This is a genomic window from Pseudomonas sp. B6002, from assembly GCF_013385985.1.
Taxonomy (GTDB): domain Bacteria; phylum Pseudomonadota; class Gammaproteobacteria; order Pseudomonadales; family Pseudomonadaceae; genus Aquipseudomonas.
Genome location: NZ_JACAOY010000006.1, coordinates 266,671 through 281,991 on the forward strand (window position 1 = coordinate 266,671; position 15,321 = coordinate 281,991).

Below are 15,321 nucleotides of genomic sequence, written 5' to 3' on the forward strand. Positions count from 1 at the left end.
CACCGCCTTCGCAGCCTCGCTATAGCTCGACAACTCCTACAAGTGATCTCCATAGGCGGGAGAAGATGTCTGGCTTCGAATGACATCAAATTGTCATCTACTCACCACTTGTCTGCCACATTCCCTCGCTACTGTCCTCGCCAATGAGATCGATCTCAAGCGAGTGACAATGACTGACTTGAAAGACGTTGCACGGCTGGCTGGCGTATCTCGCGCCACCGCCGCCCGCACCTTTGCTTCCCCCGACCAGGTGCGCCCGACCACCCGTGAACAGGTGTTCGCTGCCGCCCGTGAATTGGGGTTCCGGCCCAATCTGCTGGGTCGCCAGTTGCGCCTGCAAACCACCCAGTTGATCGGCGTAGTCGTGCCCAACCTGCTCAACCCGGTGTTCGCCGAACAGTTCCAGGCCATGGAGCGCGCCGCGCGGTTGCGTGGCTACAGCCTGTTGCTGGCCACCACCGACTACAACAGCGAGCGCGAGAGCATTGTGGTGGAAGAACTGCTGCGCCAACGGGTCGACGGCCTGGTGCTGACGGTCACCGATGCCGAGAGCAATGCCGTGCTCAGCAGCCTGAACACCGAGCAAACCCCGTTTGTGCTGGCTTATCACCAACCGAGCAACCCCAACTACAGCGCCGTGTCGGTGGACAACCGTGCCGGCATGGCCCTGGCCACCCGTTATTTGCTGGAGGCCGGGCACCGCCGCATCAGCATGGTCGCCGGCCCCGCGTTGCAGTCCGACCGGGCGCGCCTGCGCTACGCCGGTTACTGCGACGCCATGAACGAATACGGCCTCGACAGCCGCCCGGTGATCGAAATGCCGGCCCACACCCAAGCTGAATTCGCCGCGATCGAACCGTTCCTGCAGGGGCCGGACGCACCCACTGCGCTGGTGTGTTCCAACGATTTCCTGGCCATCAGCCTGATCGCCGAACTGCGCCGCAACCGCTGGAACGTCCCCGAACAACTCTCGGTGATGGGCTTTGATGGCATCAGCCTCGGCACCCAGATGCACCCGACCCTGTGCAGCGTGGTGCAGCCCATCGCGCTGCTTGCCAGCACCGTGATTGACCAGTTGCTGGCGCAGATCGCCGGCAACGATCCGATTTCCCATTGCCTGCCTTGCCATATCCGGCCGGGCGACAGCACCCAACCCCATGAGGAGACGCCTGATGCGCGCGTTCAGTAAAACCCTGGCAGCCGTGCTGCTGTGTGGTGCCGCCAGCCTGGCCCAGGCCGCCGAAACCGCTATCTGCTACAACTGCCCGCCCGACTGGGCCGACTGGGGCACCCAGCTCAAGGCCATCGCCGCCAGCACCGGTGTGCAAGTGCCGCTGGACAACAAGAACTCCGGCCAGTCCCTGGCGCAGTTGGTTGCCGAAAAAGCCGCGCCCGTGGCCGACGTCGTTTACTACGGCGTGACCTTCGGCCTGCAAGCGCAGAAGGCCGATGTAGTGGGCACCTACAAACCCAAGGCCTGGGACCAGATTCCTGCCGGTTTGAAAGACCCGGCCGGCCACTGGTTCGCAATCCACTCCGGCACCTTGGGCATCATGGTCAACGTCGATGCGCTGGGTGGTTTGCCGGTGCCGCAAAGCTGGGCCGACCTGCTCAAGCCTGAGTACAAAGGCATGGTTGGCTACCTCGACCCGTCCAGCGCGTTTGTCGGCTACGTCTCGGCTGTGGCGATCAACCGCGCCATGGGCGGCGACCTGGACAACTTCGCGCCGGCCATCGACTACTTCCAGAAACTGGCGAAAAACGCCCCCATCGTGCCCAAGCAAACCGCGTATGCGCGGGTGCTGTCGGGTGAGCTGCCCATCCTGGTGGACTACGACTTCAACGCCTACCGCGCCCGCTACAAGGACAACGCCAACGTCGCCTTCGTGATCCCCCAGGAAGGCAGCATCAGCGTGCCCTACGTGATGAGCCTGGTGGCCAACGCACCACACCGCGCCAATGCCGAGAAAGTCCTCGACTTCGTGCTGTCGGACGAAGGCCAGGCACTCTGGGCCAAGGCCTACCTGCGCCCGGTGCGCCCGATGAAAATGCCGGCTGACGTGGCGGCACAGTTCCTGCCTGACAGCGACTACGCCCGCGCCGGTGTGGTGGACTACGAAAAAATGGCCGCTGTGCAGGAAGCCTTCGCCGCCCGTTACCTGAACGAGGTCAAGTAAGTGGCAGCGTCCGCAAAACACGCAAGCTGGGCTTTGGCTCCCGCGTTTGCTGTGCTGCTCGCATTCTGGCTGTTGCCGCTGGCGCACCTGGTGCTACTTGGCGCCGAGAGCCGCGACGCGAATGGCAGCGGCTACTGGCAGGTGCTCAGCAGCGCGCAGTACCTGGGCAGCCTGGGGCAAACCTTGATCCTGGCCGTGGTGGTGACGCTGGTCGCGTTGGTGATCGGCGGCATCAGTGGCGTGTTCCTCGCTCGACACCAGTTCTTCGGGCGCTCGGCATTGGTGGCGTTGCTCACTTTTCCTTTGGCCTTTCCCGGCGTGGTGGTGGGTTTCCTGGTGATCCTGCTGGCCGGCCGTCAAGGCTTGCTGGCTTCACTGGGCCTGCAACTGGCCGGTGAGCGCTGGATCTTCGCCTACTCGCTGGCGGGTTTGTTCGTGGGCTACCTGTACTTCTCGATTCCGCGGGTGATTCTCACGGTGATGGCGGCGTGCGAGAGCCTCGACCGCAGCCTGGAGGAGGCTGCGCATTCCCTGGGTGCGGGGCTTTGGCGCGTGGTGTGCGACGTGATCGTACCGGGGTTGGCGCCTGCGTTGGCGTCGTGCGGGGCGATCTGTTTTGCCACGTCCATGGGCGCCTTCGGTACGGCCTTTACCTTGGGCACGCGGCTCAATGTCACACCGGTGGCGATCTACAACGTGTTCACCAACTACGCCAACTTTGCCGTCGCCGCTGCGCTGTCGGTGGTGCTGGGCGCGGTGACCTGGGCAGTGTTGCTGCTCACCCGGCGCCTGGTGAAAAACGCGGGGACTGTGCTGTGAAACGCTCATCGCTGTTTGTGATTCAACTGCTGTTCACTTTGCTGGTGTGCGCCTTCATGCTGGTGCCGGTGCTGATGTCATTGCTGGCCGGTTTAACCCGCAACTTCTTCGTCGGCCTGTCGAGCGGCTTGACCTTCGACTGGCTGATCCAGGTGTGGCAAGCCTATTCGCCCACCGTGTGGCTGTCGCTGCAACTGGCCCTGGCTTGCGCGGTGTGCGTCTGCGTGATCGGCGTACCGGCGGCCTACGCCCTGGTGCGCATGAACAACCGCTTCAGCCGCGCCTTCGAAGAGTTGATGGTGCTGCCGGTGGCCATGCCCGGCTTGGCCAGTGCACTGGCCTTGCTGTTGACCTACGGCCAGTTCGGCAGCTTTCGCAGCAGTTGGCTGTTCATCCTGGTCGGCCACGTGCTGTTCACCCTGCCGTTCCTGGTGCGCCCGGTGATGGCGGTGATGCAGCGCCAACAACTGCCGGTGCTGGAAGAGGCGGCGGCCAGTCTTGGCGCGGGGCCGATCAAGCGCTTTTTCAGCGTGGTGGTGCCCAACTGCCGGGCCGGGATCCTGGCCGGTGTGCTGATGGTGGTGACCTTGTCCCTGGGTGAGTTCAACCTGACCTGGATGCTCCACACACCCATGACCAAGACGTTGCCGGTGGGCCTGGCCGACAGCTACGCCTCGGCGCGCCTGGAAATCGCCAGCGCCTACACCCTTATCTTTTTGCTGATGATCGTGCCGCTGCTGATTGCGCTGCAGGCCATCAGTGCCCGTTTGTCCCGTGGAGAGCGTCGATGACCGCTATCACTATCCGCCTGCAAGGCTGTCGCAAGGCGTTCGCCGACGGCACCGTGGCCGTGCATGACCTGAACCTGACCGTCGAAGGCGGCGAGACCCTGGCGATCCTGGGCCCATCGGGCTGCGGCAAGACCACCACCTTGCGCCTGATCGCCGGCCTTGAGCGCCCGGACGTGGGCCAGGTGCTGTTTGGTGATCAGGACGTGACCCGCCTGCCCATCGAGCGCCGCGACGTGGGCATGGTGTTCCAGAACTACGCGCTGTTTCCCAACCTGGATGTGGCCGGGAACATCGTCTACGGCTTGAAGATTCGCGGCATGGCCGCGCTGGAGCGCAACAAGCGCTGCGATGAACTGCTGGAACTGGTGGGCTTGCAGCACCACGGCAAACGCAGCATCCATGAACTCTCCGGCGGCCAGCGCCAGCGCGTGGCGTTGGCCCGCGCCTTGGCCCCGCGCCCGAAAGTGTTGTTGCTGGACGAACCCTTGGCCGCCCTCGATGCGCAACTGCGCGAACGCCTGCGCAGCGAACTCAATGAGCTGCTGCGCGGCCTCGGCATTACCTCGGTGTTCGTCACCCACGACCAGGGCGAAGCCATGGCCCTGGGCGACCGGATCCTGGTGATGGAGCAGGGGCGTGTCGCGCAGTTGGCGAGCCCGCGGGAGATCTACCAGAAACCGGCCAATGCGTTCGTCGCGGGCTTTGTCGGCAACCTCAATGCCTTCCCGGTGATCGCGTCGTCGGCCCATGGTTTGAAAGTCTGCGGCGGCGAGTTGCCGTGGCATGCGGCCGAGCGGCCCAGCACGGTGTATTGCCGCCCCGAACACCTGAAGGTGATGGAGAGCGAAGGACACTTGCACGGCCACCTGCTGGCGCAGTTCTTCCAGGGCGCGCAAAGCCGTTTGCTGGTGGAGGTGGGCGGCCCGCAACCGCTGCTGGTGGACAGCAGCGACAACCAGCTCTACGCCGTCGGCGCACCGATTGCCCTGGCGATTGCGCCGCACATGTTGTTTACCCTGAATGCTTGAGACTCTATTAGTGAATCGTCCGTTTCTCGTCGCGCAGATCAGCGACCTGCACCTTAAAGCTGGCCAGCGCCTCACCTATGGGGTGGTCGATACCCTGGGCGCGCTGCGCCGTGCCGTCGACCATTTGAACGCCAGCCACCCACGGCCCGACATCGTGGTCATCAGTGGCGACCTGGTGGACTTCGGCCGTGCCGATGAATATGCCGTGCTGCACCCCGAACTCGCACGCCTGCACATGCCGTGCTACTTGGTGCCGGGTAACCACGACACGCGTGGGCCGTTGTTGGACGCATTTGCCGATCACGCTTACTTGCCAGCGTCGGCCGACGGCCCGCTGGACTGGGTGGTGGACCAACATCCGCTGCGCTTGATCGGCCTGGACTCGACCATCCCCGGTGGCCACGGCGGGCAGTTGATCGACAGCCAGTTGCAGTGGCTCGACGAACAGTTGGCACTGCGCCCCGACGCGCCCACTTTGCTGATCCTGCACCACCCGCCGTTTATCAGCGGCATCGGCCATATGGATCGCGAACCCTTTATCAACGCCGCCGCCCTGGAGCGTGTGGTCGCTCGTCACCCGCAGGTGGAGCGCCTGCTCTGCGGGCATTTGCATCGCCCGATGCAGCGCCGTTTCGGTGGCAGCCTGAGCTGTGTGTGCCCAGGCACTTCGCACCAGATCGTGCTCGATTTGCAGGATGCGGCCCCTGCGCATTTCAACCTGGAACCGGCCGGTTACCTGCTGCACCGCTGGGATCAATCCCAAGGGTTGATCAGCCACAACGCGGTGTTCGGGGACTACCCGGGGCCGTACCCGTTTTATGACGCTCATGGATTGATTGACTAGCCGTTTACGGAGGTCCACTTCGCACAACTAAGTCGTTGAACGTTAGTTAACGCACCGGCCAACCCGAGTTTGGCCGAGTGCTTCCTGCTGCCCATTTTTTGCGCCCGGAACTTGAATTCCGCGCCGGAGCTCGTCCTGATGAAAGCCACTTTGAATGTATTAAGCGTATTGACCGGTACCTTGGGCGTGGCCCTGAGCCCCTTGGCCTCGGCTGATTTCCTGGGGGACAGCAAAGCCAACTTGAACATGCGCAACTTCTACTTCAATAACGATAACCGTGACGGTGCTGCGGCACCGTCGAAGACCGAAGAGTGGGGTCAGGCATTTATCCTCAACTATCAGTCGGGCTTTACCGACGGCACGGTCGGCTTTGGTCTGGATGCGATCGGCATGCTCGGCGTGACCCTCGACAGCGGCGCCGGCCGCCATGTGGGCAGTTCGATGATCCCCAACGATGACGGCAAGGCTGCCGACAGCTGGGCCCGTGGCGGCGCAACGGCCAAGGCGCGTTTCGCCCAGAGCGAACTGCGTTACGGCTACCTGCGGCCGAACCTGCCGATCCTGGTGAGTAACGATGGCCGCCTGTTGCCGCAGTCGTTCGAAGGCGGGCAGATCACCAGCAAGGACATCGACAACCTGACCCTGATCGGCGGCCAGCTGCAACACACCACCGGACGCGGTTCCAGTGACCGCAGTGGGTTGGCGGCGGCCGGTGGCACCCAGGAAAGCAATAAATTCAACTACGCCGGCGCCGATTACCAGGTGACCAAGGACCTGATGGTCCAGTACTACTACGCCAACCTTGAGGATTATTACCAACAGCACTTTGCCGGATTGATCCACGTGTTGCCGCTGGGTGATTACGGCTCGTTGAAAACCGACCTGCGCTACTTCAAGACCACCTCCGACGGCAAAAACAGCAGCGCGGCCGGGCGCGCCGAGGGCTACAAGTTCAGCGGCTATACCAAGAACGGCACGGGTGAAATCGACAACAACACTTGGAGCGCGGCGTTCATCTATTCGCTCGGCCCGCACGCCATCACGGCGGGTTACCAGCAAGTGTCGGACGACAGCAACTTCGCCCAGCTCAACCAGGGTGGTCTGGTGAACAAAGGGGAGGGCGGTTCCAGCCTCTACCTCTACACCGACCGCACCGTGCAGACCTTCATCCAGGCCGGCGAGCGCACGGCGTTTGCGCAATACGCCTACGACTTCGTCGCACTGGGCCTGCCGGGGCTGAAGGCGTCGGTGATGTACCTCAAGGGCGACCATATCCTCACCACCGCCGGCAACAACGCCAGCGAATGGGAGCGGGATATCTCCCTGGATTACGTGGTGCAGAGCGGCACGTTCAAGAACGTCGGGTTTGGCTGGCGCAACGGCGTATCGCGCAGCGAAGTCGCACGGGACCAGGACCAGAACCGCGTATTCGTCAGCTACTCGATCCCCCTGCTATAAACCCGATCTTTGTAGTGAGCGGGCTCGCCCCGCGCCGCGCCAGCCCAGACACCGCCCATTCACGGGAGAAATCGAGTGCCTGGGACAACGCAGCGCGGGGCAAGCCCGCTCACTACAAAGGGTGATAACTGGCATCAAGACACCAGGCGGCCAATCACGGCCAGCGCCAAGGCAAGGGCACCGATACTGAGCAAGGTGAAGACCAGCGCAACCACATGCGCCAACACGACGGTCAACGGGTGCATGGTGTGCTTCCTGAGGAATTGAGGAAGCACGATTATGAAAAGCCCCTGCCAGCGGATACAGACGCTGGCGGATATTTCAGTGATAAGCAAAAGCCAAGGTTTACGCCACCCGGTTCCTGCCCGCGCCCTTGGCCTGGTAGAGCTGCATGTCGGCGCGCTTGAGCAGTGCCGAGGAGTCGCGGTCCGACGGCTCGGCCACGCCTACGCCAATGCTGACCGTCACATGGCCCACCGTGGGGAATTTCGCGGCGGCCACGGCGGCGCGGATTTTTTCGGCGACCACCTCGGGGCTGTCCGGTTCTTCGACTTCGGGCAGCAACACCGCGAACTCTTCACCGCCATACCGCGCGACAAAGTCGGTGGCGCGGGTGGTGCTTTCGATCAGGGCGGCGAGTTGGCAGAGCACGTCGTCACCCACTGCATGGCCGTAGGTATCGTTGACCCGTTTGAAGTAATCGGCGTCGATCAACAGCAGGGCGAAGGTGCGTCCGGTACGCTGGAACAGCAGGCTGTTTTCGGCGAGCTTTTCGTCGAAGCGACGGCGGTTGTAGACGCCGGTTAGCGCGTCGTGAGTGGCCAGTTTTAACAGGTCGGCATTGGCCTGGGTCAGGTCGGCCGTGCGTTGGGCAACGGTGGCTTCAAGGGACGCATTGGCCTCCTGCAATTCACGTTCCTTGTGGAGCAACGATTGGGTCATGCGGCTGATGGATTGCCCCAGTTGGGCGATCTCCAGCACCGGATGCTCCTGGGAAAACACCGCGCCGGGTTGCTGCTCCTGCACGAGCTTGGCGGACTTGGCCAGGCGCTCGATCGGCCGGCTCAGGGTCAGTGCCAGGTAGTACGCCACCAGGCCAAAGACGATGGCGGCGAGCACGCCCAGGATCAGCAATTTGTACAACAGCACCCGCGCTGGTTGCAGGGCGATGTCCAGCGGCTGGCGCACCACGATGTACCACGACAGGTTGGCATTGGACGGGCTCGGCACCGCCACCGAGGCCGTCACGTAGCCGTTGCCGGTGGTCCAGCCGGAAGGTGAGTGCAGATCGGCTTGGGGCATTTGTTCGCCCGCGAGGATCTCGGGGTACAGCACCTTGCCGTCGAAGTCGATGATCAGCGCTTGCAGGCTGGGCGCGGCGTCCTTTTGCATCACCGCCGCATCGACGATCTGGGTCACCCAGCGCCAGTGCGCATGGGCACCGAGCACGCCGATGGTTTCGCCCTTGGCATTGCGAATCGGCGCGGCGAAATCGATGAAACGCAACGGCTCACCCTGGGCCGCACTCGGCAGCAGCTTGGCGAGCAACACGGCTTCGTGGGGATCACCGGTGTATTCGCCGCGCATGCCCGCCTGGAACCACGGGCGCTGCTGCACCGACTGGTTGACCAGCAACCCCTTCACCGCCTGGCGCACCCGGCCCTCAGCGTCGGCTACGCCCATCCACGCGTACTCGGCGCGTGACTGGGTACGCAGCTCCATCAAGGTCATGATGTCTGGCGCGTCCAGGTCGCCCTGGCGGAACAACGGCGCCTTGCTCAGCAGCGACACTTCCAGCTGCCGCTCGCGCAATTGCACCGCCAGCAGCGCCGCGCTGGAACGGGCGGTGCTGAGCAGGGCGTTGCCGCTGGCCTGCTTCACCTGTTCAGTGGCGATATGCCCCACGTAAAAGCCCACGATCAGCAAAGTGAGCAACGATAAACCGGCAAACCACAGGGTCAGGTGAGTACGCAGACTGGCTTTGAGCATTGGGCACGTTCACAGGCTAGGTGTCATTACATGGTAGGCGTAATCTCAGCCCCGGTGCCAGTTGTGATTCGTAGGCTCACCCGCTGCCTTGCCGACCTACGAACGTACAAGAATCCCCCCGACAGGCCTCAGTAGACTCGCCGCACTCCCTCTACTGCAGGTTTTCCATGGACATTTTCCTCTACGCATTCAGCGTCATGTACAGCCCCGGCCCGGTGAATTTCATGGGCCTCAATGCCGGACTCACCGGCCAGTTCCGGCGCTCCACCGGGTTTTTCATCGGCGTGGGCTGCGCGATGCTGGTGCTGTTCGTGCTGTTTGGCTACACCGGCGAGGCGATCATCTCCCAGGCGGCGCTGCCCTACATCTCGTTGGTGGGCGGTGTGTACACGCTGTACCTCGCGTACCAGGTGTTCACCGCGCGCACGGTGGTGGATGAAGCCGCTTCATCGGCGCCAACCAAGACCCTCACGTTTTGGAACGGGCTGGTGATCCAGCTGCTCAACCCCAAGGGCATCATGGCGGTGCTGCCGATCACCAGTGTGATGCTGCCGGCAGCGCACATCACCGGCGTGTCGATTGCGTTGGTGTCGGCGGTGCTGGCCTTTGGTGCGTTTGGTGCGCCGTGGGTGTATGCGCTGCTGGGGGCGGGGCTGGGGCGGCGCATCAACGGGACCTCGGCGTTCACCGTGTTTAACCGGTGCATGGGGATTGCGCTGGCGGTGTGCGCGTACTTCATGTTTCACGCGTTTTACGTGCACATCGCGTAGGCGCTGGGTCCCTGCTGCGATCCGACAAGCCACCCCACAGTTGACCGAGTACACCCGCGGATCTGTCCTCACTGTAGGAGCCGGCTTGCCGGCGATAGCGATCCATCAGCCAGCAGAGTTGCAGCTGAGCCACCGCCATCGCAGGCAAGCCAGCTCCCACAGGGTGGGCGGCTACAGGTATTTGAGCCAGGCCAGGTCGCGGCGGCGCGCCTTGAGCCCGGCGAACCAGCGCACGGGTGGATACAGCGCCAGTGGCAGCAACAGCGCCACCAGCCACACGGCGCCGATGCTGTCGAAGCCGAAATAGTTGCCGTGATTGAGACCAAACAGCGCCACACAGGCGACATACAGGATTTTCAGCACATACAGGTGCAGCAGATAAAAGAACATCGGCGCAGCGCCGAAAGTGGCGAGCAGGGCGATCCAGCGTTTGTGCCCCGCGCGTTCAAAGGCCAGCAACAGCAGCAGACCCACGCCCAAGGTCATCGTCAGGAACAACAGTGAGGGCGGGTACTTGGTCACGTTGAAAAAGCTCATCAGCGTGTACACGCTACTGTCGTAACTCAGCCAGGGTTTTTCACCGTAGCCATTGAATATTCGCACCACACCAAACCCGATCAGCGCCCCCACACCCGCCAGCAGCAGATAACGCTGACGCCTCGCCGGCTGCACGCCATTGGAAAACCACGGGCCCAGGCCGTAACCCAGGGCAATCACGCCGATCCACGGCAGGACCGGGTAGGTGGTGCGCAATCGCAGGGTGTCACTCACGTCGATCCAACTGCGTTCGTGCAAGATCGCCCACAGGTTTTGCAGGGCCGAGCCAGGCGCGAAGTACACGCCATCCAACAGGTTGTGGCCAGCGATGATCAGCAGCGCCAAACCTATCAATAACGAACGCGGCAACCACACCAGTGCGGCAAGAGCGAGCATGCTCACACCGATGGCCCAGATCACTTGCAGGTAGATCACGCTCGGCGGCAGTTGGAAGGTCCAGGCGAAGTTGACCAGAGTGAATTCCAGCACCACCAGAAACAGCCCGCGCTTAAACAGGAATGCCGATACATCCCGCCGGCCCTGATATTTCTGGCCGTACAACCACGCCGACAAACCCGTGAGCAGCACGAACACCGGCGCGCACAGGTGGGCGAGGGTGCGGCTGACAAACAGGGCCGGTTCGGTGCTGTCGAGGGTCATCGGGTCGCTGACCTGGCGGTGCAGCAGGAACGTTTCGCGCACGTGGTCCAGCAACATGAACAGGATCACCAGGCCACGCAGGGCGTCGATGGAAAGCAGGCGTTGGCGCAGGGGGACAGCGTCGGTCATGGGCGAGGGTCACAGGTCAGGCGAAAAATTGGCGTTATCCTATAACATTAATTAATGCGTTGCCGGGCTCTGTGGCTGCAATTAGAATGCGATCAATTCTTAATTACTGCCGGGTTCCGGGTGATCTGCATGTCGTCTTCGCTCAATCTGCCGCTCCAGGCGCTGTACTGCGAACACCACGGATGGTTGTACCGCTGGCTTGACCGCAAGCTGGGCAATGCCAGCGACGCGGCCGACCTGGCCCATGACACCTTCATGCGCCTGCTCACGCGCCAGAACCCCGCCGGCTATGGCAACGAGCCGCGCGCCTTGCTCACTCACATCGCCAAGGGCCTGATGATCGACAGCTGGCGCCGCCAGGAAGTCGAGCGCGCCTACCTCGAAACCATCGCCCATCTGCCGGAGCAGCATGTTCCGTCACCGGAAACCCGCTGGTTGATCCTTGAGGCGCTGTACCGCATCGAAGCCATGCTGCGTGATTTGCCCGAGAAAACCCGCCAGGCGTTCCTGTTGTCGCAGATCGATGGCCTGACCTACCCGCAGATCGCCGATGAGCTGAAGGTGTCGCTGGCCTCGGTCAAGCGCTACATGCGCGATGCCTTCCTCGCGTGCCTGAGCGTGGCATGAACCCGTCCATCGACCCGCAGATCCTCGGCGAAGCCGCCGACTGGATGGTGCAACTGCAGTCCGGCAGCGCCACCGACGAAGACCGCCGCGCCGTGGCCCAGTGGCAGGGCCGCAGTGCCCAGCACGCCCAAGCCTGGCAGCGCGCCGAAGCGATATTGGGCGACTTCAGCAGCGTGCCCGGGGCCATCGCCGGCGAGACCCTCAAGCGCATTGGCCGCAAACCATCCCTGGGCCGGCGCCAGGCACTCGGGCTGTTGCTGCTGGCCGGCCCTGCAGCGTGGCTGGCGTACCAACACAAGCCCTGGCAAGCCTGGACGGCCGACCAGCACACGGCTATCGGCGAACAGCGCACCCTCACCTTGCCCGACGGCACACGGCTGCTGATCAACACCAACAGCTCGTTGAATATCGCCTTCACCGACCAGGTGCGGCGCATCGAGTTGCTGCAGGGCGAGGTGATGATCACCACCGCCAAAGACCCCGCGCCGACGCATCGCCCGTTTATCGTGCAGACCCGCCACGGCACCGCCCGCGCCCTGGGGACGCATTTCAGCGTGCGCGTGGGCGAGCAGGGCAGCCGCGTCGCCGTGCTTGAGGGGGCCGTGGAAATGCTGCCGGAACAATCCAGCCGTGGGGTGATCCTCAAGGCCGGCGAGCAGAGCGCGTTTGGCCGCGACAGCGTGGCGGCGGTGGAGCCGTTGGCGGTCAGCGCGACCACCTGGGAGAACGGCATGCTGCTGGCCCAGCACATGCGCCTGGCGGATTTGCTCGACGAACTGGGCCGCTACCGTTCCGGCGTGTTGCGCTGCCATGAACGTGTGGCGGGCTTGACCGTTTCCGGCGCGTTTCCGTTGCGCGACACCGACGCCAGCCTGCGTTTGCTGCAGGAAACCTTGCCGGTGAAGATCAGCAGCCTGACCGGCTACTGGGTGACCGTCGAACCGCGCTGAAATTTTTTCACTGTTCGCTGAGACCTTTTTCGTTGTCGCCCGGTGTAAGGGAATAACCCTCATCTTTGCACCGCGCCGACAGGAATGCCCATGACCGCCACCCCGCACCCCATTCGCCCCTTGAAAGCCTTGAGCCTGGCTGTTGCCCTGGCGGCCATCGCACCGTTGCACAGCGTGCTGGCCGCCGAGGAAGCGTCCACCCACGCGGCACGCAGCTACACCGTCGCGCCGGGTCCGTTGGGCAATGTGCTGGCGCAGTTCGCGGCGCTGTCCGGGGTGCCGTTGTCGTTTGACTCCACGCTGCTCAATGACCAGCAGAGCCCCGGCCTGCACGGCGACTTCACTGCGCAGTCAGGTTTGCTGCACTTGCTCCAAGGCAGCGGCTACACCCTGCAAAGCACTGGCACCCAGGGCTACACCGTGGTGCCGGAGGCCAATGGTGCGGCGGTGCAATTGGGCGCGACCACCATCAGTGGCGAGGGGAGCGGGGCGCAGGCAGACACCTATGGCGGCGGCCAGGTGGCGCGGTCGGCGCGCCTGGGTGTGTTGGGCAACCGTTCGATCAACGATGTGCCGTTCAGCGTGGTCAGCTACACCGCCCAAACCATTGCCGACCAGCAGGCGCGTACCGTGGGTGATGTGCTGCTCAACGATGCTTCGGTGCGCCAGTCCTCGGGGTTTGGCAACTTCTCCCAGATGTTCATCATTCGCGGTTTGCCGCTGAACACCGATGACATTGCCTTCAATGGCCTCTACGGCGTGCTGCCCCGGCAGATCATCACCACCGAAGCCCTGGAGCGCGTAGAGTTGTTCAAGGGGCCTAACGCGTTCGTCAACGGCGTGTCGCCAGCTGGCACGGGCATCGGCGGCAGCGTCAACCTGGTGCCCAAGCGCGCCGAAGACACGCCGACCCGCAGCGTCAGCCTCGACTACGCCAGCGACGGCCAGACCGGCGGCCACCTCGACCTGGGCCAGCGTTTTGGTGAAGACAACCGCTTCGGTGCGCGGGTCAACCTGGCCAGGCACGGGGGCGACACGGCCATTGATGACGAAAACAAAAGCTCGCAGCTGGTAGCCATTGCCCTGGACTACCGCGGCGATCGCCTACGCGTGTCGACCGACTTCGGCTACCAGAAAGAACGCATCAACAACGGGCGCTCCGTGGTGTACCCCAACGGCACCCAAGTACCGAAGGCGCCCTCGGCCAAGCACAACTATGCCCAGGACTGGAGCTGGTCGGAGCTGGAAGACACCTACGGCATGTTCAACGCCGAATACGACCTCACGGACAGCTGGACCGCCTACGTGGGCGGCGGCGCCAAGCACACGCGGGAGAACGGCGAGTATTCGTCGCTGTACGTGGGCAACGATGGCAGCGGGCGCGTGGGTTTCCTCTATTCGCCCCACGACGAAGACAACAAGAGCGCCATGGCCGGTTTGAACGGGCACTTCGACACCGGGCCGGTGACCCATCAGATGAACCTCGGTTTGTCGGGCATCTGGGGTGAGCAGCGTTCGGCGTTCGAGGCGATCACCCAGGCCAACCGCAAGCCGGGCAACCTGTATAACCCGACCCAGATCCCGCGTCCCACCGTGACCTACTTCGGCAGCGACATCCACGACCCGCGCGTGGTCGGCAAGAACCGCATCAAGAGCGCCGCCGCCTCCGACACCCTGGGCTTTCTCGATGACCGCGTCCTGCTGACCGTGGGCCTGCGCCGCCAGACCATCGAAGTGGACGCGTGGAACACCACCACCGGTGCGCGCAATGCCAACTACGACAAGTCGATCACTACGCCGGTGTATGGCCTGGTGCTCAAACCGTGGGACCACGTGTCGTTCTACGCCAACCGCATCGAGGGGCTGGCCCAGGGGCCGACATCGCCGTCTACGGGGGTGACCAACCCCAACGTCACCTTCGCGCCCAAGCGCAGCAAGCAGACCGAAGCCGGGATCAAGCTGGATTGGGACAGCTACGGCGCGACGCTCGGGGTTTACCGGATCGAGCAGCCGAACAACGCCACCTCGCGCTTGCCGGGCAATAGTCTGGATACGTTCAGCGTCGATGGCCTGCAAATCAACAAAGGCGTGGAGCTGAATGTATTCGGTGAACCCATCGACGGCCTGCGCTTGCTGACCGGTGCGACCTGGATGCACACCGAACAACAGAACACCTCCAACGGCCTGAGCGACGGTAACCGCGTGGCCGGCGTGCCGCGCTACCAGTTCAACGTGGGGGCTGACTGGGACGTGCCGGGCATCCAGGGCGCGGCGGTCAACGCACGCCTGTTGCGCACCGGGGGCGAGTACGTGAATGCCGCCAACACCCTGGACATCCCGGCCTGGACCCGCGTCGACCTCGGTGCCCGTTATGGCTTCAAGGCCGACGACAAGACCATCACCCTGCGCGCCAACCTTGAGAACGTGGCGAACAAGGCGTATTGGGCTTCGGCTTCGACGGCCAATAACTACCTGACCCAGGGGGAGCCGCGCACGCTCAAGGTTTCGGCGACTGTCGACTTCTAACCCTTCCTGGTGTTTG

At 63.4% G+C, this 15,321-nt stretch carries 13 protein-coding genes; 11 read left to right on the forward strand and 2 right to left on the reverse strand.

What is annotated here, in order from left to right; all coding sequences use genetic code 11:
• Positions 1 to 169 precede the first annotated feature (169 nt).
• The 7 genes from HX792_RS08475 to HX792_RS08505 all read left to right on the forward strand — a co-directional run bounded on the left by HX792_RS08475 (position 170) and on the right by HX792_RS08505 (position 7,117).
• Entirely contained in the window at positions 170 to 1,189 is a 1,020-nt protein-coding gene (locus HX792_RS08475; RefSeq protein ID WP_176995643.1) for a LacI family DNA-binding transcriptional regulator, read from the forward strand.
• On the forward strand, positions 1,173 to 2,177 hold the full coding sequence (locus HX792_RS08480; RefSeq protein WP_176995644.1) for an ABC transporter substrate-binding protein: 1,005 nt from the start codon (positions 1,173 to 1,175) through the stop codon (positions 2,175 to 2,177). The genes HX792_RS08475 and HX792_RS08480 overlap by 17 nt, the downstream gene beginning before the upstream one ends.
• Positions 2,178 to 2,996 (forward strand): ABC transporter permease, encoded by an 819-nt coding sequence (locus tag HX792_RS08485; RefSeq protein ID WP_176995645.1) that lies wholly within the window; start codon positions 2,178 to 2,180, stop codon positions 2,994 to 2,996.
• Positions 2,993 to 3,787 (forward strand): ABC transporter permease subunit, encoded by a 795-nt coding sequence (locus HX792_RS08490; RefSeq protein ID WP_176995646.1) that lies wholly within the window; start codon positions 2,993 to 2,995, stop codon positions 3,785 to 3,787. Before HX792_RS08485 ends, HX792_RS08490 begins: the two co-directional genes overlap by 4 nt.
• Positions 3,784 to 4,815, forward strand: a complete 1,032-nt coding sequence (locus HX792_RS08495; RefSeq protein WP_176995647.1) for an ABC transporter ATP-binding protein — start codon at positions 3,784 to 3,786, stop codon at positions 4,813 to 4,815. The genes HX792_RS08490 and HX792_RS08495 overlap by 4 nt, the downstream gene beginning before the upstream one ends.
• Positions 4,816 to 4,825: 10 nt before the next feature.
• Positions 4,826 to 5,659, forward strand: a complete 834-nt coding sequence (locus HX792_RS08500) for a phosphodiesterase (RefSeq protein ID WP_176995648.1) — start codon at positions 4,826 to 4,828, stop codon at positions 5,657 to 5,659.
• A gap of 138 nt (positions 5,660 to 5,797) precedes the next feature.
• Positions 5,798 to 7,117 carry an OprD family porin gene (locus tag HX792_RS08505; protein WP_176995649.1) on the forward strand — a complete coding sequence of 440 codons (1,320 nt, stop codon included), beginning with the start codon at positions 5,798 to 5,800 and terminating at the stop codon, positions 7,115 to 7,117.
• A gap of 345 nt (positions 7,118 to 7,462) precedes the next feature.
• On the opposite strand, the gene HX792_RS08510 is transcribed toward HX792_RS08505, so the two are convergent.
• Positions 7,463 to 9,106, reverse strand: a complete 1,644-nt coding sequence (locus tag HX792_RS08510; RefSeq protein ID WP_176995650.1) for a sensor domain-containing diguanylate cyclase — start codon at positions 9,104 to 9,106, stop codon at positions 7,463 to 7,465.
• Between the two features lie 167 nt (positions 9,107 to 9,273).
• Between HX792_RS08510 and HX792_RS08515 the strand changes: the two genes are divergently transcribed.
• The gene (locus HX792_RS08515; protein ID WP_176995651.1) at positions 9,274 to 9,876 is read left to right on the forward strand and encodes a LysE family translocator; all 603 of its coding nucleotides are present in this window, start codon (positions 9,274 to 9,276) and stop codon (positions 9,874 to 9,876) included.
• Between the two features lie 171 nt (positions 9,877 to 10,047).
• On the opposite strand, the gene HX792_RS08520 is transcribed toward HX792_RS08515, so the two are convergent.
• A complete protein-coding gene (locus HX792_RS08520) occupies positions 10,048 to 11,202 on the reverse strand; it encodes a DUF1624 domain-containing protein (protein ID WP_176995652.1) in 1,155 nt (384 codons plus the stop codon).
• 129 nt (positions 11,203 to 11,331) lie between these two features.
• Between HX792_RS08520 and HX792_RS08525 the strand changes: the two genes are divergently transcribed.
• The 3 genes from HX792_RS08525 to HX792_RS08535 all read left to right on the forward strand — a co-directional run bounded on the left by HX792_RS08525 (position 11,332) and on the right by HX792_RS08535 (position 15,305).
• Positions 11,332 to 11,829, forward strand: coding sequence for a sigma-70 family RNA polymerase sigma factor (locus tag HX792_RS08525; protein ID WP_176995653.1), 498 nt, complete (start codon positions 11,332 to 11,334; stop codon positions 11,827 to 11,829).
• Entirely contained in the window at positions 11,826 to 12,779 is a 954-nt protein-coding gene (locus HX792_RS08530) for a FecR domain-containing protein (protein ID WP_176995654.1), read from the forward strand. Before HX792_RS08525 ends, HX792_RS08530 begins: the two co-directional genes overlap by 4 nt.
• 90 nt (positions 12,780 to 12,869) lie before the next feature.
• Positions 12,870 to 15,305, forward strand: a complete 2,436-nt coding sequence (locus HX792_RS08535) for a TonB-dependent receptor (protein WP_176995655.1) — start codon at positions 12,870 to 12,872, stop codon at positions 15,303 to 15,305.
• Positions 15,306 to 15,321: the final 16 nt, after the last annotated feature.

Excerpts from the sequence above, each read along its gene's own strand:
- HX792_RS08480 (WP_176995644.1), top strand. The coding sequence starts at position 1,173 with ATGCGCGCGTTCAGTAAAACCCTGGCAGCCGTGCTGCTGTGTGGTGCC.
- HX792_RS08525 (WP_176995653.1), top strand. The coding sequence starts at position 11,332 with ATGTCGTCTTCGCTCAATCTGCCGCTCCAGGCGCTGTACTGCGAACAC.
- HX792_RS08505 (WP_176995649.1), top strand. The coding sequence starts at position 5,798 with ATGAAAGCCACTTTGAATGTATTAAGCGTATTGACCGGTACCTTGGGC.
- HX792_RS08475 (WP_176995643.1), top strand. The coding sequence starts at position 170 with ATGACTGACTTGAAAGACGTTGCACGGCTGGCTGGCGTATCTCGCGCC.
- HX792_RS08520 (WP_176995652.1), bottom strand. The coding sequence starts at position 11,202 with ATGACCGACGCTGTCCCCCTGCGCCAACGCCTGCTTTCCATCGACGCC.
- HX792_RS08495 (WP_176995647.1), top strand. The coding sequence starts at position 3,784 with ATGACCGCTATCACTATCCGCCTGCAAGGCTGTCGCAAGGCGTTCGCC.
- HX792_RS08510 (WP_176995650.1), bottom strand. The coding sequence starts at position 9,106 with ATGCTCAAAGCCAGTCTGCGTACTCACCTGACCCTGTGGTTTGCCGGT.
- HX792_RS08515 (WP_176995651.1), top strand. The coding sequence starts at position 9,274 with ATGGACATTTTCCTCTACGCATTCAGCGTCATGTACAGCCCCGGCCCG.
- HX792_RS08530 (WP_176995654.1), top strand. The coding sequence starts at position 11,826 with ATGAACCCGTCCATCGACCCGCAGATCCTCGGCGAAGCCGCCGACTGG.
- HX792_RS08535 (WP_176995655.1), top strand. The coding sequence starts at position 12,870 with ATGACCGCCACCCCGCACCCCATTCGCCCCTTGAAAGCCTTGAGCCTG.